15 protein-coding genes are annotated in these 18,273 nt (G+C 72.6%); 6 read left to right on the top strand and 9 right to left on the bottom strand.

The window, feature by feature from the left end; all coding sequences use genetic code 11:
* Positions 1 to 270 precede the first annotated feature (270 nt).
* Positions 271 to 2,556, bottom strand: coding sequence for an ABC transporter family substrate-binding protein (locus ABR738_RS26520; RefSeq protein WP_350232459.1), 2,286 nt, complete (start codon positions 2,554 to 2,556; stop codon positions 271 to 273).
* A gap of 332 nt (positions 2,557 to 2,888) precedes the next feature.
* Here ABR738_RS26520 and ABR738_RS26515 point away from each other — a divergent pair, with 332 nt between their 5' ends.
* Genes ABR738_RS26515 through ABR738_RS26500 form a run of 4 tightly spaced genes read left to right on the top strand, consistent with a single transcriptional unit; the run spans position 2,889 to position 6,745 of the window.
* Positions 2,889 to 3,185: an Rv0250c family protein gene (locus ABR738_RS26515; protein ID WP_350232458.1), complete on the top strand. Its 297-nt coding sequence runs from the start codon at positions 2,889 to 2,891 to the stop codon at positions 3,183 to 3,185.
* 18 nt (positions 3,186 to 3,203) lie between these two features.
* Positions 3,204 to 4,034, top strand: a complete 831-nt coding sequence (gene sdhC / locus ABR738_RS26510; protein WP_350232457.1) for a succinate dehydrogenase subunit SdhC — start codon at positions 3,204 to 3,206, stop codon at positions 4,032 to 4,034.
* A gap of 15 nt (positions 4,035 to 4,049) precedes the next feature.
* Positions 4,050 to 5,978 carry a fumarate reductase/succinate dehydrogenase flavoprotein subunit gene (locus ABR738_RS26505; RefSeq protein WP_350232456.1) on the top strand — a complete coding sequence of 643 codons (1,929 nt, stop codon included), beginning with the start codon at positions 4,050 to 4,052 and terminating at the stop codon, positions 5,976 to 5,978.
* Positions 5,975 to 6,745 (top strand): succinate dehydrogenase/fumarate reductase iron-sulfur subunit, encoded by a 771-nt coding sequence (locus tag ABR738_RS26500; RefSeq protein ID WP_350232455.1) that lies wholly within the window; start codon positions 5,975 to 5,977, stop codon positions 6,743 to 6,745. The genes ABR738_RS26505 and ABR738_RS26500 overlap by 4 nt, the downstream gene beginning before the upstream one ends.
* 40 nt (positions 6,746 to 6,785) lie before the next feature.
* Here ABR738_RS26500 and ABR738_RS26495 read toward each other — a convergent pair whose 3' ends face one another.
* Positions 6,786 to 7,838, bottom strand: a complete 1,053-nt coding sequence (locus ABR738_RS26495) for a glycosyl hydrolase family 18 protein (protein WP_350232454.1) — start codon at positions 7,836 to 7,838, stop codon at positions 6,786 to 6,788.
* 702 nt (positions 7,839 to 8,540) lie between these two features.
* On the opposite strand from ABR738_RS26495, the gene ABR738_RS26490 reads away from it, so the two are divergent.
* Together ABR738_RS26490 and ABR738_RS26485 are read left to right on the top strand one after the other, a co-directional pair.
* Positions 8,541 to 10,127: a TPM domain-containing protein gene (locus tag ABR738_RS26490; protein ID WP_350232453.1), complete on the top strand. Its 1,587-nt coding sequence runs from the start codon at positions 8,541 to 8,543 to the stop codon at positions 10,125 to 10,127.
* Positions 10,124 to 10,816: a PspA/IM30 family protein gene (locus ABR738_RS26485; RefSeq protein ID WP_350232452.1), complete on the top strand. Its 693-nt coding sequence runs from the start codon at positions 10,124 to 10,126 to the stop codon at positions 10,814 to 10,816. The genes ABR738_RS26490 and ABR738_RS26485 overlap by 4 nt, the downstream gene beginning before the upstream one ends.
* An 81-nt stretch (positions 10,817 to 10,897) precedes the next feature.
* Here the strand turns inward: ABR738_RS26485 and ABR738_RS26480 are convergent, their stop codons facing one another.
* The 7 genes from ABR738_RS26480 to ABR738_RS26450 all read right to left on the bottom strand — a co-directional run bounded on the left by ABR738_RS26480 (position 10,898) and on the right by ABR738_RS26450 (position 18,198).
* Positions 10,898 to 13,432 carry a SpoIIE family protein phosphatase gene (locus ABR738_RS26480; protein ID WP_350232451.1) on the bottom strand — a complete coding sequence of 845 codons (2,535 nt, stop codon included), beginning with the start codon at positions 13,430 to 13,432 and terminating at the stop codon, positions 10,898 to 10,900.
* A 165-nt stretch (positions 13,433 to 13,597) separates the two neighbouring features.
* Positions 13,598 to 14,002 (bottom strand): ATP-binding protein, encoded by a 405-nt coding sequence (locus ABR738_RS26475; protein WP_350232450.1) that lies wholly within the window; start codon positions 14,000 to 14,002, stop codon positions 13,598 to 13,600.
* Positions 14,003 to 14,095: 93 nt separating this feature from the next.
* Entirely contained in the window at positions 14,096 to 14,497 is a 402-nt protein-coding gene (locus ABR738_RS26470; protein ID WP_350232449.1) for a (deoxy)nucleoside triphosphate pyrophosphohydrolase, read from the bottom strand.
* A 64-nt stretch (positions 14,498 to 14,561) separates the two neighbouring features.
* Positions 14,562 to 14,744 (bottom strand): SPOR domain-containing protein, encoded by a 183-nt coding sequence (locus tag ABR738_RS26465; RefSeq protein ID WP_350232448.1) that lies wholly within the window; start codon positions 14,742 to 14,744, stop codon positions 14,562 to 14,564.
* 227 nt (positions 14,745 to 14,971) lie between these two features.
* A complete protein-coding gene (locus ABR738_RS26460; protein WP_350232447.1) occupies positions 14,972 to 15,724 on the bottom strand; it encodes a GntR family transcriptional regulator in 753 nt (250 codons plus the stop codon).
* 156 nt (positions 15,725 to 15,880) lie between these two features.
* Positions 15,881 to 16,978 (bottom strand): DUF4190 domain-containing protein, encoded by a 1,098-nt coding sequence (locus tag ABR738_RS26455; protein WP_350232446.1) that lies wholly within the window; start codon positions 16,976 to 16,978, stop codon positions 15,881 to 15,883.
* Positions 16,979 to 17,301: 323 nt separating this feature from the next.
* Positions 17,302 to 18,198 carry a carbon-nitrogen hydrolase family protein gene (locus ABR738_RS26450; RefSeq protein ID WP_350232445.1) on the bottom strand — a complete coding sequence of 299 codons (897 nt, stop codon included), beginning with the start codon at positions 18,196 to 18,198 and terminating at the stop codon, positions 17,302 to 17,304.
* Positions 18,199 to 18,273: the final 75 nt, after the last annotated feature.

Raw genomic sequence — 18,273 nt, 5'->3', positions numbered from 1 at the left:
CCGCGCCGACGGCCTCCCGGGCCGATTCCGGCGATCTTCAGCAGGGGGCGAGTAGGCGGGCGGCAGGGTCCGCACCGTGATTGAGCCTGGGTCAGGGGCGTACCCGACCTTGCCCGCCGGCGGGACCGGCGGGCAAGAGACTTGAGCAGGTTCTGAGCTTGGGCCGCCGTTCGTGCCCCACCCCTGACCTGCTGATTTCCTGTTCTAGCTCACTTTCTGGCGCTTTCTGTTCTTCTCGTTCTTGTCATCCCGCTGGTCCTGCTGGTTCATCTAGTCCTTCTCGTTCTTCTCGTTCGGCGATCCGCCGTGCGCCGCCGCCGGCTTCTTGAAGCCGATGTCCTGGAAGTGCGGGGTGGCGAAGCCGAAGGCGCCCGCGTTGGCCACGTTCGGCTTCACGGCGACCAGCTGCGGGCGCTGGTAGAGCGGGATGGAGCCGGCCGCCGCCCAGATCCTGGCGTCGGCCTTCTGGACGAGGTCGCGTGCCTCGTCCTCGTCCAGCTCGCCCGCCGCCTGCTCGAAGAGCTGGTCGATGTGGTCGGTGCCGACCCGGCTGTAGTTCTGCTCGACGACCAGCGAGCCGTCGGCGGCGGGCTCCGGCTTGGCGAAGATCGGCCGGTCGTCGGTGGCCGGGTAGGCGGTGCCGGGCCAGGAGTACAGGGCGAGGTCGAAGTCGCCGGAGGCGATGTGGTCCTTGAAGTAGCTGTCGTCGGCGACCTTGACGGTCTCGGTGTTGATCCCGACGCCCTTCAGCATGGCCGCGATCCTGTCGCCCACGTCACGCAGCGACTGCGAGCCGGGCCCCGAGGGCAGGACGAAGCGCAGGGTGAGCGGCTTGCCGTCCTTGCCGAGCGGTCCGCTGTTGGGCGCCGGGGCCGCGGTCCCCTTGGGGGCGTACGCGCCGGGGGCACCGCCCTTGAGCCGGGCCTCGGTCTTGGTGTGCTTGTCGGCGCCCTTCTTCGTCTGATCGGCGGGCTCGGCGTCCAGGAGCCGGGCCTGGCGCAGCAGCGCCACCCGCACGCCGCCGGGCTTGTCGTCGCCGACGATGTAGGTGCCCTCGTCGTTGGGGTGGTTTCCGGCCGCCGGGCGCTTGCCGTCCTCGGACTGCTGCTCGCCGTCGGGCTTGCTGCCGGCCTTGGCGGCGTCCTGCTTGGGCTTCATACGGGCCCCGGCGGGCGTCCATCCGGCATCCGCGAGCAGCGCCCGGGCCTCCTGGGTGTCCTGGCTGCCGAGCGCGTCGCTGTTGTCGGTGTACGCGTCCTGCCCGGCCAGCGCGAGATGGCTGCCGGGAGGCTGGGCCGGCAGGCCGAGCGGCTTGAGGACCGCCTCTGCGATCTCCTTGCGGTTCAGGGCTCTGGCCACCGCGCGCCTGACCCGCTCATCGGCGAGCGGACCCGAGGCGCCGTTCAGGGCGAGCTGGGTGTAGGCGGGCTCCAGGGACTTGCGGACTGCGAGGCCGCGCAGGCCGGCCTGCTCGGCGGCGTACCTCTCCACGGCGGCCTCGGTCTCCTTGCGGGCCTGGCGCTCCGCCTCGGCCCTCTCCTCCTCGCCGCTGTGGGCGATGGCCCAGGAGCGCAGGGCGGAGGCCGGGGTGATGGCGGCGCCGGGGCCGTGGTTGAGGGCCTGGCCCTTGTCGCGTTCGGCGAGCGCGATGCGGTCGGCGTCGGCGCGGTCGATCTCGGCCACATCCACGGTGCCGCCCGCCAGCGCGGCGGCCCGCTTGTCGCGCGCCACAGCCGTCAGGACGAGGCTGTCGAGCTTGGCGGGCCGGCCCCACCAGCGCGGATTGCGCTCCAGGGTGATGGTGCCGCGCGCGCGGTCGGCCTCTTTCAGGCCGAAGGGACCCGCCGTCGCCTTGAGCTTGGTGCGGGCGCCGTCGTTGAAGGCGTCGGGGGTGCCGGTGACGTCCTTGGGGTAGAGCGGGCTGAACAGGGAGCGCCAGTCGGCGTAGGGCTTGGCGAAGGTGACCTTGACCTCCAGGTCGTTCGCGCCCTTCTCGATCTTCTCGATGCGCTCGTACCCGGCGTTGCGGGCGGTCCAGTACGCGGAGTCCTTGCCGCTGAGGGCGCGCCACTGGGCGACGAAGTCGGGCGCGCCGATCTCCCGGCCGTCGCTCCACACCGCCTTCTGGTTGAGCTTGTAGAGCACGACCTGCTTGGGCTCGCGCTTGACGACCTCCGCGGACTCCAGATAGTCGGGGTTGCGCTGCGGCCGGCCGTGCTCGTCCAGCGTGAACAGCGCGGGCAGCACCGCCTGCGCGACGCGCTGGGTGCCGGCGTCGGCGTCGGCCTGGAAGGTGTTGAGCGTCTCGGGCATCGCGTCGACGGCCCACTTCAGGGTGCCCCCGTCGGTGACGTTCGCCCGGGCCGCGGCCCCGATGTCCTGGGGCGCGGCGCCCGCCGCGGTCCCGCTGTCGGACGAGCCGCAGCCGGTCAGCACGGGGAGCGCGAGCACTCCACTGGTCAGGAGCGCGATGGAGCGCGACCGCCAAGAGGCCGCGGTCCGGATCGCCGCGACGATCCGGGGCGCTCCCCCGTTCGGGTCACCGACGTGGGACATGGCTTGTACCTCTTCGTCAGATGTATGGGATTTGATGCCATTTCGTGATGATCACACGTATCCCAGCCACTGAAGAGGACGCCCGCGCTCCTGGGGCGACGACACGGCGCGGCGGGCCCCGAAGCCCACCCGTGCGGCCGAACGCGCGCCGGGGCGCGGGCGCCCGGGCCACCCTTTTGGCCGACACCGGCCCCCAGACACCCCCCAGGGGGCGCCCACGCACCGCGCGACCCCACAACCCCGTGCACGCACCTTCACAATCGCGCGGGTGAGGCGCCACACTTCTCGGCGCATGAACATTGCCACCCGCTCCGGCGAAAGGCGGGCAAGTCATGTCCCTGCACGACGAGTTGACGGCCACTCAGCGCTGTCTCGAGGAACTTCTGCGGTCCGTGGGGCGCCTGGAGAAGGAGTGCGGGCCCGGCCTGGACATCCGGCGGGTGCGGACCGACGCGGGCCATCTGAGCGAGAGTCTCGCGCTGCTGCGCGAGGCGGCGCCCCCCGGCGGCGCCCCCGCCCGCCCCGACCTGGTCACCATCCCCGACGCCCCGTACGACACCTCGCTCTGGACCGACTCGGACGACGAAGGGCTCGGGAGCACCCGGTCCCGCGGCCGGCGCACCCCCTGACCTCCACGGGAGCCCCCCTTGGCCACAGGCACGGAACCCTCTCCCCTGACAGGGGACGGCACCGGCGTCCATGACGCCTCACGCGCCGCGATCACCCCCCGCCACCTGCGCACCGACCGCTGGTGGCTCGCGCCGGCCGTCACCGCCGCGGGGCTGCTCGCCTTCGTCGTCTACTCGACCTGGCGGGCGTTCGCGAACGCGGACTACTACCACGCGCCCTACGTCTCGCCCTTCTACTCGCCGTGCCTCGCGGACAACTGCGCCCCCATGCGGCACGGCCCGAACGCGGAGATCTTCGGCAACTGGTGGGGCCTGTCCCCGGCGCTCATCGTTCTGATCTTCCCGCTCGGCTTCCGCCTGACCTGCTACTACTACCGCAAGGCGTACTACCGGGGCTTCTGGGCCTCGCCGCCGGCCTGCGCGGTGGCCGAGCCGCACAAGAAGTACTCCGGCGAGACCCGCTTCCCGCTGATCCTGCAAAACGTCCACCGGTACTTCTTCTACTTCGCGGTCGTCGTCGCCGGCATCCTCACGTACGACACGGCGCTCGCCTTCCGCGACGAGCACTACCGGTGGGGCCACATGGGGCTCGGCAGCCTGCTGTTCCTGGTCAACATCGCGCTGATCTGGACGTACACCCTCTCCTGCCACTCCTGCCGGCACATCGTCGGCGGCCGCCTGCGGCACTTCTCCAAGCATCCGGTGCGCTACCGGCTGTGGGGCTTCGTCGGGAAGCTGAATGAGCGTCACATGATGCTGGCCTGGGCGTCGTTGATCAGCGTCGCGCTCGCCGACTTCTATGTGTATCTGCTCGCCACCGGGGCGTTCGACGATCCGAGGTTCTTCTGAATGAAGGCAGCGTAGATGACTCAGCTGGAACGGCAGCAGTGGGACGTCGTCGTGGTCGGCGCGGGCGGAGCGGGGCTGCGGGCCGCCATCGAGGCCAGGGAGCGCGGCCGGCGGACGGCGGTGATCTGCAAGTCCCTCTTCGGCAAGGCGCACACCGTGATGGCCGAGGGCGGCATCGCCGCCTCCATGGGCAATGTCAACGCCGGTGACAACTGGCAGGTCCACTTCCGCGACACCATGCGCGGCGGGAAGTTCCTCAACCAGTGGCGGATGGCCGAGCTGCACGCGCGCGAGGCCCCCGAGCGCGTGTGGGAGCTGGAGACGTGGGGGGCCCTGTTCGACCGCACCCCCGACGGCCGGATCTCGCAGCGCAACTTCGGCGGTCACGAGTACCCGCGTCTGGCCCACGTCGGTGACCGTACGGGCCTTGAGCTCATCCGCACCCTCCAGCAGAAGATCGTGAGCCTCCAGCAGCAGGACAAGCGGGAGTTCGGCGACTACGAGGCGCGCCTGAAAGTCTTTCAGGAGTGCACTGTCACACGGGTGTTGAAGGACGGCGAGCGCGTCAGCGGGGCGTTCTGCTACGAGCGCGAGAGCGGCCGCTTCTTCGTCCTTGAGGCCCCCGCCGTGGTGCTTGCCACCGGCGGCATCGGCAAGTCGTTCAAGGTGACCTCCAACTCGTGGGAGTACACCGGCGACGGCCACGCGCTCGCGCTGCTCGCGGGGGCGCCGCTGGTGAACATGGAGTTCGTGCAGTTCCACCCGACCGGCATGGTCTGGCCGCCCTCGGTCAAGGGCATCCTGGTCACCGAGTCGGTGCGCGGCGACGGCGGGGTGCTGCGCAACTCCGAGGGCAAGCGGTTCATGTTCGACTACGTGCCGGACGTCTTCAAGGAGAAGTACGCGCAGTCCGAGGACGAGGGCGACCGCTGGTACGAGGACCCCGACCACAACCGCCGCCCGCCCGAGCTGCTGCCCCGCGACGAGGTCGCCCGGGCCATCAACGCCGAGGTCAAGGCGGGCCGGGGCACCCCGCACGGCGGCGTCTTCCTCGATGTGTCGACCCGGATGCCGGCCGAGGTGATCCGGCGCCGGCTGCCGTCGATGTACCACCAGTTCAAGGAGCTGGCGGACGTGGACATCACGGCCGAGGCGATGGAGGTGGGGCCCACCTGCCATTACGTGATGGGCGGTGTGGCGGTCGACTCCGACAGCGCGGCGGCCCGGGGGGTGCCGGGCCTGTTCGCGGCCGGGGAGGTCGCGGGCGGCATGCACGGCTCCAACCGGCTCGGCGGCAACTCGCTCTCCGACCTCCTGGTCTTCGGCCGGCGCGCCGGTCTGCACGCCGCCCGGTACGCGGACTCGCTCGCCGTACGCCCCGCCGTGGACGAGGCCCAGATCGACGCCGCCGCGGCCGAGGCGCTGCGCCCCTTCAGCGCCGAGGGCCCCGCGGACGGCTCGCCCGCAGAGAACCCGTACACCCTGCACCAGGAACTCCAGCAGGCCATGAACGACCTGGTCGGCATCATCCGCCGGGAGGGCGAGATGCGCGAGGCGCTGCGCAGACTCGCCGAGCTGCGCACGCGGGCCCGGCGGGCCGGGGTGGAGGGGCACCGCCAGTTCAACCCGGGCTGGCACCTCGCGCTCGACCTGCGCAACATGCTGCTCGTGAGCGAGTGCGTGGCGCGGGCCGCCCTTGAGCGGACCGAGAGCCGTGGCGGCCACACCCGCGAGGACCGGCCCGCCATGGACCGCTCCTGGCGCCGGGTGAACCTGCTGTGCCGCCTGGCCGACCCCACCGTTGGCCTGGCGCCGTCCGAGTCCGAGGGCGGCCAGATCCGGCTGGTCCGCGAGGAGACCGACCCCATCCGTGCCGATCTGCTCTCCCTGTTCGAGAGGGAGGAGCTGGCCAAGTACCTCGCCGAAGAGGAGCTCAAGAGTTGAGTACGTACGATGCGAGCTTCCGGGTCTGGCGGGGCGACACCGGCGGCGGTGAGCTCACCGACTTCACGGTCCAGGTGAACGACGGCGAAGTGGTCCTCGACATCATCCACCGCCTCCAGGCGACCCAGGCGCCCGACCTCGCGGTGCGCTGGAACTGCAAGGCGGGCAAGTGCGGTTCGTGCAGCGCGGAGATCAACGGGCGGCCGCGTCTGATGTGCATGACGCGGATGTCGGTGTTCGCGCCGGGCGACGTGATCACGGTAACTCCCTTGCGAGCCTTCCCCGTTGTGCGGGATCTGGTCACGGACGTCACGTTCAACTACACCAAGGCGCGGGAGGTGCCGGCGTTCGTGCCGCCCAAGGGGGTGGCGCCCGGGGAGTACCGGATGGCGCAGATCGACGTGGAGCGCTCGCAGGAGTTCCGCAAGTGCATCGAGTGCTTCCTGTGCCAGGACACGTGCCACGTGGTGCGCGACCACGAGGAGAACAAGGGGGCCTTCGCGGGCCCGCGCTTCTTGATGCGGGTCGCCGAACTCGACATGCACCCGCTGGACGCGGCGCTCGAGGCGGGCCTGGACCGCAAGCGAGCCGCGCAGGACGAGCACGGTCTCGGTTACTGCAACATCACCAAGTGCTGTACGGAGGTGTGCCCCGAGCACATCAAGATCACCGACAACGCGCTGATCCCGTTGAAGGAGCGGGCGGTGGACCGCAAGTACGACCCGCTGGTGTGGCTGGGCAGCCGCATCCGGCGCCGCGAGGACTGAGCCGGGACCGCGTGGCCGCGCGGCGGGTGGCGGCGTGGCGTCAGCTCCATCCCCTGCGGTATGCGCCCCAGTCCTCGCCACGTTCGGCGAAGTCGACGTAGAGGGCGACGCCGAAGTGCTGACGGTGGCGGTCGGTGCGGGCGAGCCCCAGCCGGGCGCCGCGCACGGCCGCCTCCACGGTCTCGGCGGAGCCGTGGTGGGTCGCGCTCTCGTCGTCGTAGAACGGCAGCCCCATGAGCAGGTCCGTGTCCTTCGGGGTGACTTGGAGGGCCAGCGCGGTCTGGCGGGCCACGTATCCCCCGTACAGGCTCTGGAGAGGCATCGCGGTGTCGTACGACATCACGGCGATCTGGTCCACACGGCGGGCCACTTGGCCGAAGTACGCCTGTGACCACCACTTGCCGTGCCCGGTGAGGCCTTCGGCGGCGGCGTGCAGGGCGGGCAGCGGGTCTATCTGGTGCGCCGCGACCGAGAGCAGGGCGCCGCGCGGGCGGGTGAGGGCGCGCAGCGAGTCCAGCAGGGCGAGGTAGTCGCGGTCGCCCGAGGGCAGCGGCTCCAGGTCGAAGTGGACGCCGTCGACGTGGGCGGTGTCGAGCACCTGGCGGGTGGTCGCGACGACGGCGGCCCGCGTCGCGGCGTCCTCCAGCCGCAGGCCGACCGGGCCCTCGCTCGCCAGCTCGTCGCCGAGCCAGGCCTGGACGCGCACTCCGGGCAGCCTGCGGTGGACGCCGTCCACCAGCCAGCGGGCGCGGGGGTAGCGGGTGGTGGGGAGGGTGCCGTCGTGGTTGAGGGGGCCGGTGTGCACGAAAAGGTCTTTGATGCCGCTGCCGCGCACCTTGGCGGCGAACGCGTCGAGGTCCCTCTCGCTCTTGCGCCCGTCGACCCACGCGTGGCCGAGCCAGTACGCGTCCCGGTCCCGGGTCCGGGTGTCGGCGCCGGGGACGCCGGCGTACTGGGCGCGCAGGCCGACGCCTGCGGCGGCGACGGCGAGGCTGAGGGTGAGGGCGGTGGTGAGCAGGGCGCGGCGGGTCCAGCGGCCACCGCGACCGTGCCACCAGGTGCGTATCCCCGCCAATGTGCCCTCCCCCGTCATGCGCTCGGGCCACCCTAACGGCCCCGGCCGGGGCCCACGGGCCCGGGCATCCCGTGCGGGCCGCGCCCCTGGCGGGGTCGGTGCCGGCCCGCACCGGCAGCCTCAACCCGCCCGGACGGAGCCCCAGGGAGCTCGGCTGCGGACCGTGGTCGCTCCTCGCGCAGTTCCCCGCGCCCCTGGCAGGGTCCGTGCTGGCCCGTCCGGCATACCTCAGCCGGTCCGGCCGGAACCCCAGGGACCCCGGCCGCGCAGTTCCCCGCGCCCCTGGCGGGGTTGGTGCTGGCCCGCATCGGCATAGTCAGCCCGTCCGGCGCTTGAGGACGAGGCCGTTCAGGCCGAACGGGGTCTGGGGCGGAGCCCCAGGGACCTCGGCTGCGGACCGTGGTCGCTCCTCGCGCAGTTCCCCGCGCCCCTGGCAGGGTCCGTGCTGGCCCGTCCGGCATACCTCAGCCGGTCCGGCGATTGAGGACGAGGCCGTTCAGGCCGAACGGGGTCTGGGGCGGAGCCCCAGGGACCTCGGCTGCGGGCCCTGGTCGCTCCTCGCGCAGTTCCCCGCGCCCCTGGCGGGGTCCGTGCTGGCCCGCATGGGCATAGTCAGCCCGTCCGGCGATTGAGGACGAGGCCGTTCAGGCCGAACGGGGGCTGGGGCGGAGCCCCAGGGTCCGGGTGCGAGGGGGTGGATTCGGCCATACGCTCGGTGGTGTGACGCCGCCCGTCAAAAGAGCCCGGCACCGCGCCGCCGCCCAGCGCCTCACCGTGGCGATGGCGTACTGGAGCTCGGCGGTGTCCGGGACCGGAACCGCCCACGCGGCCGGCACACACGGCGTCCCGCACAACTCCGGCAGCGATTTCATCCTGCCCATCGGCGTCGTGGTCGTGGTCTGCGCACTCGCCGCCTACGCATACCTGAAGCGCAAGCGGCGTACACACTCCCGCACCACGCCCGGCGGTTCGGGCGCCCACCCCGAGCCCGTACCACCCGCCACCCCCTTCGACGTACTCGACGACGAGGCACGCGCCGCCCTGGTCGCCACGGACGAGGCGGTCCGCACCAGCGCGGAGGAGCTGGACTTCGCGCGGGCGGAGTCCGACGCCAAGGCCGTGGGTCCCTTCACCGGCGCCCTCACCCACGCGCGGAGCGAACTCGCCACCGCCTTCCGGCTGCGGCAGGAACTCGACGAGGGCCGGCCCGAGGACGAGAGCGCCCGCCGGGGCGTCCTGGCCGAGATGACCGCGCGCTGCGACGGCGCCGGCCGGTGTCTGGACGCCGAGGCCGACGCCTTCGACCGGCTGCGCGCCCTCGACCAGGACCCCGCGCGGGCGATCGCCGCCGCCGAGGCGGCCTTTCGCGAGCTGACCACCCGGACCGGCGCCGCCGAGCGGACCCTCACGGGGCTGCTGCGGCAGTACGCTCCCTCGGCGTCCGCCCCCGTGGCCGGTTTCATCGAGGAGGCCAAGGACCGCCTGGTGCTCGCCACCACCAGCCTCAACGCGGCCCGCCAGGCACTCGACGCGGGCGACCGCGCGAACGCGGCGGCTCAGGTGCGGGTCGCCGAGGGCGCCGTCCACCAGGCGGGCGTCCTGGCCGACGCGGTCGAGCGACGCGGCCGCGCACTCGCCGAAGCGGCCGAGCTGCTGCCCCCTCTGCTCACCGCGTGCGACGACCGACTCGCTGATCACCAAGCCGAGTTGGATGCCGACTCCGGCCGTCATGAACGTATCGCGCGGGCCCGGTCCGTTCTCGCCGGTGTCCGTGAGGAGTCCGGCGCCGGGCCGCACGACCCGCTCGACGCGTCGCGCCGCGTGCTCGAGACCGCCGGGGCCGACGCGGGCGACGCCGCCGCACCACGGGGCCGCGCGCTGTTGGACTCCGCAGTCCTGGCCGCCCGCGCCGCGATCGACGCGGCCGACGCGCACATCGCCACCCATGGCGGCGCGGTGGGCTGCCGGGCCCGTACCCGGCTCGCGGCGGCCCGGGCGCACCTGGCCCAGCTGCCCGACACCGGGAGCGACGCGCCGGGCGCCCTGTCCTCGGCCCGGGCGGCCGACGCCCTGGCCAGGGAGGCCCTGGACCACGCCGAGCAGGACGTGGCGGCGTACCGGACGCCGGGCCTCGCGGGCGGGGCCGGAGACGGCGGCCCGGTCACCGCGCTGGCCGGCGGGATCGTCCTGGAGAGCCCGGCAACCGACGGCTCGCGGCGCCCGGGCGGCCCGCCCGGTTTCGGCGGCCCCGCGACCCGGGCCCGCCGCCACCCCTCGAACGGGCCCCGCGCGAGGAGAGCGCCGTGAGCGACAAGCAGTCCGTGCTCGGCCGCGTCGTCCGGCTTGCCAACACCGATGTGGACGCCCTGATCGCGCGGGCCGACGACCCGGGCGCCGTGCTCGACCGGCTCGTACGGGACTACACCGACGCCATCGCGGACGCCGAGCGCGCCGTGTCCACCACGCTCGGCACCCTGCGCCTGCTCGAACAGGACCACGCGGACGACGTGAGGGCGGACGCCGAGTGGGGCGCGCGGGCCCGGGCGGTGAGCCGCAGGGCGGACGTCCTGCGGGCCGCCGGGTCGGGCGGCGCGGCCGACACCTTCGACCGGCTCGCCAAGGTGGCGCTCGCCCGGCAGCTCAGAGCGGAACGCGAGGCGACCGCCGCCGAGCCCGCGATCGCCTCCCAGCGCGACCTGGTGGCCCGGCTCGGCGCGGCACTCGACGGGATGCGGGCCAGGCTCGGCGCCCTGAAGTCCGGGCACGAGGGGGTACGGGCGCGGGCGGGAACTCGGGACGGGTCCGGGGGCGTCAACCCCCTTGACACCACGACCGAGTTGGGCCGCTTCGAGGAGAAGGTGGCCCGCGAGGAGGCTCGGCTCGCGGGCCGGGAGCTCACCGCGTCCTGCCTGGACGGCGAGTTCGAGCGGCTTGAGAGCCCCGGTGACACGGCGGAGGTGGAGGCGAGACTCGCCGCCCTGAAGGCGACCACGTGAGCGATCACGTGAGCGACCGCGCGGGCGATCACGCGAGCGACCGCGCGAGGACCACCCGCACCCACGTGGGCGACGCCCCCGTCAGAACATGCTCAGGATCTGCTCCTCGGTCAGCTCCACCGGGCCCGACTCCCCGTCCGGCAGGGCGAGTTCGAACCAGACCGTCTTGCCGCGCGGCGTACGCCTCGCCCCCCAGGCGGCGCTGAGCAGTCCGACCAGCTGGAGGCCCCGCCCGCCCTCGTCGGTGTCGCGGGCCCTGCGTCGCCTCGGCTGCACCAGACCCGCGTCCCACACCTCGCACACGAGCGTACGGTCGCGCAGGAGCCGGAGCCTGATCTCCCCGTCGCCGTAGCGCAGGGCGTTGGTGACCAGCTCGCTGACCAGGAGCTCGGTGGTGTCCACGAGGTCGTCGAGGTCCCAGGCGAGCAGCTGCGTGCGGGTGAGTTCGCGGGCGCGGCCCACCGAGCGGGGCTCGCGCGGCAGCCGCCAGTCGCCGACCGCGTCCACCGGCAGACCCTGGACGCGGGCGAGCAGCAGCGCGATGTCGTCCTCGCCGTGGCGGGTGTCGAGTGAGCCGAGCACCTGGTCGCAGACGTCCTCCAGGGGGCGGCCCGGGTCGGTGAGGGTCTTGCGGAAGGCGTGCAGGCCCTCGTCGAGAGGATGGTCGCGGGACTCGACGAGCCCGTCGGTGTAGAGCGCGAGCAGGGCGCCCTCGGGCAGATCGACCTCGACCTCCTCGAAGGGTTCGCCGCCGACGCCGAGCGGCAGCCCGGGCGGCACGTCCAGGAGCATCGCGGGCTCCCCGGGGTCGTCGCCCGGCTCGACCAGGACGGGCGGAAGGTGCCCGGCGTTGGCGAACGTGCAGCGGCGGGTGACCGGGTCGTAGACCGCGTACACACAGGTGGCCAGGTAGACCTCGGACAGGTCGGCTTCGCGTGACTTGTGCGAGACGCGCGAGGCCTGCTGGCTGCCGCCGGGGGCGCCGAGTCCGCGCGCGATCTCGTCGAGGTGGGAGAGCACTTCGGCGGGTTCGAGGTCGAGCAGCGCCAGCGTCCGTACCGCCGTGCGCAGTTCGCCCATGGCCACGGCGGCGCGCAGGCCGCGCCCCATCACGTCGCCGATGACGAGCGCGGTGCGGTGTCCTGGCAGCTCGATGACGTCGAACCAGTCGCCACCGACCTCGGACTCGGCGCTGCCGGGCAGGTAGCGGCAGGCGATGTCGAGTCCGGCGGCCTCGGGGGCGCCCGGCGGCAGCAGGGAACGTTGCAGAATGAGCGCGCGCTCGTGCTCCCTGCGGTAGAGGCGGGCGTTGTCGATGCAGACGGCGGCGCGCGAGGCCAGTTCGGTGGCGAGCGCGCGATCGCGTTCGCCGAACGGCTCGCTGCCCTTGGCGCGGGCGAACTGCACGAGGCCGACGACGGTGTCGTGGGCGACCATGGGGACCGCGAGCGTCGTCTGCACGAGACCGCCGTCCGAGGGCACGGTGTGGGTGCGCGCGGTTCGCAGGGCACCGGCGTAGGGCGAGTGGAAGCGGTAGCGGTGTATGTCTCCGACGGCCACCTCCGCCTCGCCGCCGGCCGGCAGCGCGTCCGAGACGGCGCTCGCGAAAGCGACGCGCCGCAGCTCGCCGCGCCCGTCGGAGCTGCCGGGCGCGGCGTCGCCGCCGGTGAGCAGGGACTGGTAGAGGTCGACGGAGGCCAGGTCGCAGAAGCCGGGGACGGTGATGTCGAGCAGTTCGCGAGCGGTGGTCTCCAGGTCGAGGGTGTTGCCCATCCGGGCGCCTGCCTCGTTGAGGAGGGCCAGGTTGCGGCGGGCGTCGGCGGCCTCGCGGGCCGCGTTGTGACGGCGGGTCACATCGATGCCGAGGCCCGCGACGCCGATGGGGCGCCCGGTGCCGCTGTGCACCCGGTAGAGGTTGATGGACCAGTGCCTGCGGTCGGCGCCGCCGGGCGCCGAGCCCATGATCTGGAGGTCGATGACGGATTCCCCGGTGTCCAGGACCCGCCGCAGGGCGGCCGCCATCCGGTCGGCCTCGGGGCGTGAGAGGTAGTCGTGCACGGTGTGGCCCCGGTGCTCCTCGGGGTCGCCGCCGAAGACGGTGGCGAAGCGCCGGTTGGCGCGCAGCACGGTGAGGTCCGTGCCGAACAGGAGGAAGCCGTAGGGAGATTGTCCAAAAATGGCCTGCGAGGCGGCCAGGTCGGTCTCGATTCCGCGCAGAGCGCGTACGTCCACGACGATACAGAGCGCGGCACGCTCGTCGGTGGCCGTCCGGCTCGGCATGACGTACAGCTCGGCGAGACCCTGGGCGCCCTCGCCCCCTTCGGGCGACGGCACCCGGAAGGGGACGACGCCCGTCCACTCCTTGCCGTCCAGGATCTCCGCGACCCGCCGGTGGCCGCTCGGGCGCAGTTCGGGGGGCATGAACGCCTCGATGGGATCGCGCCCGATCACGGCGGCCGCGGCCAGGCCGAACTGCTCCTCGGCCCGCAGGCTCCACTGCTCGATCAGTCCGTCCGGCCCGATCGAGAACGAGGCGACGCGGATGTAGTCATAGATCGAGCCAGGCGGACTGCTCTGCCACACGACGTCGCCCGCCGTCTCAGGTATCTCGCTCACGCGACCGTCCCCTCCAGCTCACCGCACCGGACCGGCCTTGACCGCAGTATTCAGCACTACGGCCCCAGCAGGCACGGCGTTCACGATCACATCCCGGTCTCGTTCTTTTCCAGCCGTTGTCGGCGGGCTCGCGGCGGGGCCGTGATCGTCTGTCCCTCCCTCCTTCTAACCATGCAGAGCCAGCTCGAACCACACGGTCTTGCCTGTTCTGCCGCGACGGGTTCCCCAGCGCCGGGCGGAACAGGCCACGAGCTGCATTCCCCGGCCGCCCTCGTCGTCGATTCCGGCGGTGCGTTCGACGGGCGGATCCGGCAGCGGATCGGAGACCTCCACCAGAAGAGTGGTGCCGTCGAGCCGGTCGAGCCGTACGCCGATGGGTCCCGATGCGTGGCGAAGGGAGTTGGTCACCAGTTCGCTGACCAGCAGGACCGCCACGTCCACCGCCCCGGCGTCCAGGTCCCAGCCGCGCAGCGCGTCGCGCACGGCATGCCGTGCGGTCCGTACGGCCCCCGGCTCAGCAGGGAAGGTCCACTCGGCGCACTCGCCCGAGGTGTCGATCACGCCGATCACCCGCATCCGATGGTTCGGGGGGTTTGAAAACGATTAATAGGCACATACCCGGTAATTGGGACGGCCTATCCCCAAGTGGGGCGGATGGCGGCACTAATGACTCAGTTTCCCCAGAATGCGCACGGCTTCGGCGACCGCCGGACGGTCCTGGGGAAGCCAGTCGACGCTGTCGGCCTCATCGGGCGCGAGCCAGCGCAGTTCGTCGTGGTCCTGGAGGGGGCGGGCCTCGCCGTCGAGCAGGCGGGCGGTCCAGGCGTGCAGGACGAGACCGGGCCTGAGCGGCCACTCCCCCGCGATCCGCTCCAGCGGCTCGGTCTCGATGCCGAGTTCTTCGCGCAGCTCGCGCACGAGGGCCTGTTGCGCGCTCTCGCCCGGTTCCACCTTGCCGCCGGGCAGTTCCCAGCGGCCGGCCAGCTCGGGCGGGGCGCTGCGGCGGGCGGCGAGCAGGCGCCCTTGGTCGTACACGGCTCCGGCCACCACGACGGTCTCGTTCATGCGCCGGAGCGTAACGCGCGCCCCGGACGACTTCGCGCGCTGCCCGGCGAGGCAGGCGCCGGGCTCACTGCTGGGCGGGCGCGCCGATCCGTTCGACCCAGTAGAGCTGCTTGTGCCCGCGGTCGTCGAGGCTGTCGGCGATGCGCTGTGCCTCCGCGCGCGTGGCGTATTTGCCGACGCGGTACTGGTTGCCGTTGTCGTCCTGACGTATCACCAGCCAGGAGAGCACCGCACCACTGTCGTTCATCGCACCTCCCCCGGTTCCGGCGTGCAGGTCACTAAGCATCCCCACGAAACCCCGATCCGCATATGCCCGAGCCTACGCCTGACCTTTACTCAGCGGATACGTGTTTATACGAAGAGATACGAATTCGGTCAACCGGCACACGTGAAAACGGGGGCGCACTCGTGAGTGCACCCCCATAAGGGGACTGCCGGGCTCGCCGCGAGGGGCCCCTGGCTACGCGCCCCGGCTCACTTCACCGGCAAGTGGTAGGCGATCCGGTAGCGGTCGGCGGGGACCACCACGTCCGCCGTCTCCACCGCGCGCCCCGAGGCGTAGTAGGTCCGCTCGATGACGAGGACGACATGGCCGGGGACGCCCCCGAGCGCCAACAGCTCCTCCGCGAGCCCCGGGCGCGCGCCGACCTCCTCCACCACGTTGTCCACCACCACGTCGATGGCGGCCATCCGCTCCACCACCCCGCATCCGCCGAGCGGCCCCTCCTCGGGCAGCATCACCGGGGTGCGCCCGGTGACGGCCAGTGGCTCCCACGACGTGGACAGCATCATCTGCTCGCCCGCGTCCCGGAAGCCGTACCGCGTACGCATCACGCGGTCGCCCGGGCTGATGCCGAGCCGCTTGGCGATCTCCGGGGTCGCCTCCTCCTGCTCGCTGTTCGACTCCCACGTCCCGCGCGCCGCCTCCTCCGCCTGCTCCTGGCGGAAGGGGTTGGCGCCCCTGGCGGTGCGGTAGCCGGAGCGGGCCACCCGGCGCGGCACCGGGCGCTCGCGCACATACGTACCCGAACCCGAGCGGCCCTCGACCAGGCCCTCGGCCATCAATACCTTGCGGGCCTCCAGGGCCACGGTGTCCGAAACCCCGTACTCCTCGCGGATCCTGGCCTGCGAGGGGAGCCGGGTGTGCGGCGGCAGCGAACCACTCACGATCTTCTCCCGCAGATCGCTGGCTACGCGCAGATAGGCCGGCTGCTCACCGAATGTCACTGGCCACTCCCATCAGGTTGACAGACTGCAACAGCGTGGCAACCGTGGGTTGACTCCCGCAAGCAAAGGCCAGACATTCACTCGAAGTGATGACTTGCCGCTGCCCAGCGCGTACCCGCGGTTCAGCGGGTACGTTCTGCCCCTCTCGCGCGCTTCTCAGACGCTCTTGGAACCACCGGTTCCGGAACCGCCGCCGCTGACACCCTCGCGACCGCCGTCGCCGTCGCCCTCCGAGCCCCCGCCGGTGGCGGGCGGGGTCGTGGCGAGGTGGAGCGAGGCGCGGGCGGTGATCTCGGTCGACTGCCTCTGTCCCTTGGCGGCCGCCGCGGAGTGCTGGTAGAAGGTGTCCGCGTCGGTGGCGCCCGACGCCTGCTGCCACTCCTTCTGGGCACTCTTCAGGCCGTCGATGTACGGCTGAACGGCGGCGGCCGATCCGGCAGGCCAGTGGTGCGCGCTCAACGCGCCCGTCTGCACGTCGAGTTCGACGGCCACCTTGGCCGCCCATGTCCTGAACCCGGGCACGTCGTCCTCGACCCGGTCCTCGTCGGGAGCCTTGTCCATGACGCTGTCGATGGCGTTGGCCGCCCGCAGGAAGGCGATCTGGTCCGCGTCGAGGCTGGTGGCGTCGTTGCGCACCGAGCCCTGGAGCTTGCTGCCCTGCGAGGCGAACGCGCAGGTCACCGTGTGGTCGCCGAAGCCCCAGCTCTCCCGGCTCGGTGTGTAGTAGTACGGATCCGCCGCCGTCGGCACCTTCCAGCGGTCCATGGCGTACTCCTGCCCAAGGGTGAGGCAGCGCGTGTCGGCCTGCGCGGAGATCACGCTCGTGCCCGGGTAGGTGTCGCCGCCGGACAGCCGGAAGGAGCCCGACACCTCGCCGTCGTGCCGGTCCGAGCACGGCACGACCTGGACCGAGACGACCTCGCGCTCCAGCTTGCCGCCCGGCACGTTGAAACAGTCCCCCTTGCGCAGGTCCAGGGTGCTGCGCGTGCCGACGGAGCTGTTCCAGCCCTCCTTGAAGCCCGCCCAGCTGTCGGCGAGTCCGCCCGTGACGATCGAGACGACGACAAGGACCACGCTGATCGTCGAGAGCACCATGCCGGCGACGGCCATGCCCTTGCCGCGCTGCCCCTCCCTCTTGATCTTCCCGAGGGCGAAGGCGCCCAGGATCAGGCCGAGCGGGGGCACACAGCTCACGATGCCGGTGACCAGGGAGGCGATGGCCAGGCCGCTCATCGGCGGGGCCTGCGGGGCCATCGGGTAGGGGTACCAGGGACCGCCGTGCGTCGGCTGCCCCGGAAAGGGACCCGGGTGCGCCCCCGGCGCCCGGCCCGGCGTCGGCCATCCGGACCCCGGCCCCGGCTGCGGTTCCTGGGGCTGCCCGGGTGCGGGCGGCGGCGGTATCTCCACGGGAAAGGTGCTCCTCATCGGCGGTGCGAACGGTTGCGCGAATGCGCATGGTACGCGGACCGCGACGGGGCGCAGCCGGCCGGGCCGCCCCCCGCACGCACCTCGGGCGGCGCAAACCACCGGAGGCGCCGCGCGGCGGCGTCCGCGCCGGGTCCGGTCCCGCGAAGTCCTCAACTACCGGTGGAAGCGGACGTGTTGGAGCTCACGCGGGTGACGGTCCGGGCCGGGGGCGCCGTGTGCAGCAGGGCGCGGGGCGCCGAAGCCGTGTCATGCAGGTCACGCAGCATCGGCTCCGCCTCCCGTGCCGCGCGCAGCTGTTCGGGGAGCAGGTCGGCGACGACCAGTTGCTCCTCCGTGCGGCTCCCCTCGGCCACGACGCGTCCGTCGGGCCCCCACACCGCGCTGCTCCCGCAGGTGCGCCAGCCGCCGGTCACGCCGATGTGGTTGGCGAGAACGGCGTAGACGGTGTTGTCGAAGGCCCGCGCCGGGAACCAGATCCGGGACTCGTGATAGCCGTTGCCCTCGCTGAACAGCGCGCCCACGACATAGGCGTGGCAGCCGTCGAGCGCCGCCGCGCGGGCGTGCTCGGGGAAGCCGGAGTCGTAACAGATGCCCAGGCCGAGCCGCCAGCCGTCCACTTCGAGGGTGGCGCCCGCCGGGCCGTGTGCGTAGAGCGCCCGCTCGCTCTTGAACAGCGTCTGCTTGTCGTAGCGCCCCACGACCCCGCTTCCGTCGATGACGAAGGCGGACACCCGCAGCTCACCGCCGACCCGCACGGCGGCCCCGACGACCGCGGTGACCCCGGCCCGCAGGCACGCCTCGGCGACCGGCTCCAGACGGGGATCCGCCGGGTGCGCCGCGCAGCGCTCGGGGTCGGCGCGGATCAGGTCCGGCTCGTACCCGCTGAGGAACTTCTCGGGGAACACCACGACCCGTACGCCCTCGTCCCCGGCGGCCCGCACCATCCGCGCCACGGTGGCCGCGTTGGTCTCGATCTCGCCCGGGGCCGCCTGGGCCTGCGCGGCGGCGATGCGAAGGGGTGTCGGGGGAAGCTGCGATCCGATCATGGACCTCGACCCTACCGCCGACCGGCCCGGCCCGGCCCCCGGGTCCGAACGTGGATACGATCCCTCACGGCACGG

Source organism: Streptomyces sp. Edi4 (assembly GCF_040253615.1).
Taxonomy (GTDB): Bacteria; Actinomycetota; Actinomycetes; order Streptomycetales; family Streptomycetaceae; genus Streptomyces.
This window is presented reverse-complemented; position numbering and strand designations above follow the sequence as displayed.

Excerpts from the sequence above, each read along its gene's own strand:
- ABR738_RS26520 (WP_350232459.1), bottom strand. The coding sequence starts at position 2,556 with ATGTCCCACGTCGGTGACCCGAACGGGGGAGCGCCCCGGATCGTCGCG.
- ABR738_RS26515 (WP_350232458.1), top strand. The coding sequence starts at position 2,889 with ATGTCCCTGCACGACGAGTTGACGGCCACTCAGCGCTGTCTCGAGGAA.
- ABR738_RS26505 (WP_350232456.1), top strand. The coding sequence starts at position 4,050 with ATGACTCAGCTGGAACGGCAGCAGTGGGACGTCGTCGTGGTCGGCGCG.
- ABR738_RS26495 (WP_350232454.1), bottom strand. The coding sequence starts at position 7,838 with ATGACGGGGGAGGGCACATTGGCGGGGATACGCACCTGGTGGCACGGT.
- ABR738_RS26470 (WP_350232449.1), bottom strand. The coding sequence starts at position 14,497 with ATGAACGAGACCGTCGTGGTGGCCGGAGCCGTGTACGACCAAGGGCGC.
- ABR738_RS26465 (WP_350232448.1), bottom strand. The coding sequence starts at position 14,744 with ATGAACGACAGTGGTGCGGTGCTCTCCTGGCTGGTGATACGTCAGGAC.
- ABR738_RS26455 (WP_350232446.1), bottom strand. The coding sequence starts at position 16,978 with ATGGCCCCGCAGGCCCCGCCGATGAGCGGCCTGGCCATCGCCTCCCTG.
- ABR738_RS26450 (WP_350232445.1), bottom strand. The coding sequence starts at position 18,198 with ATGATCGGATCGCAGCTTCCCCCGACACCCCTTCGCATCGCCGCCGCG.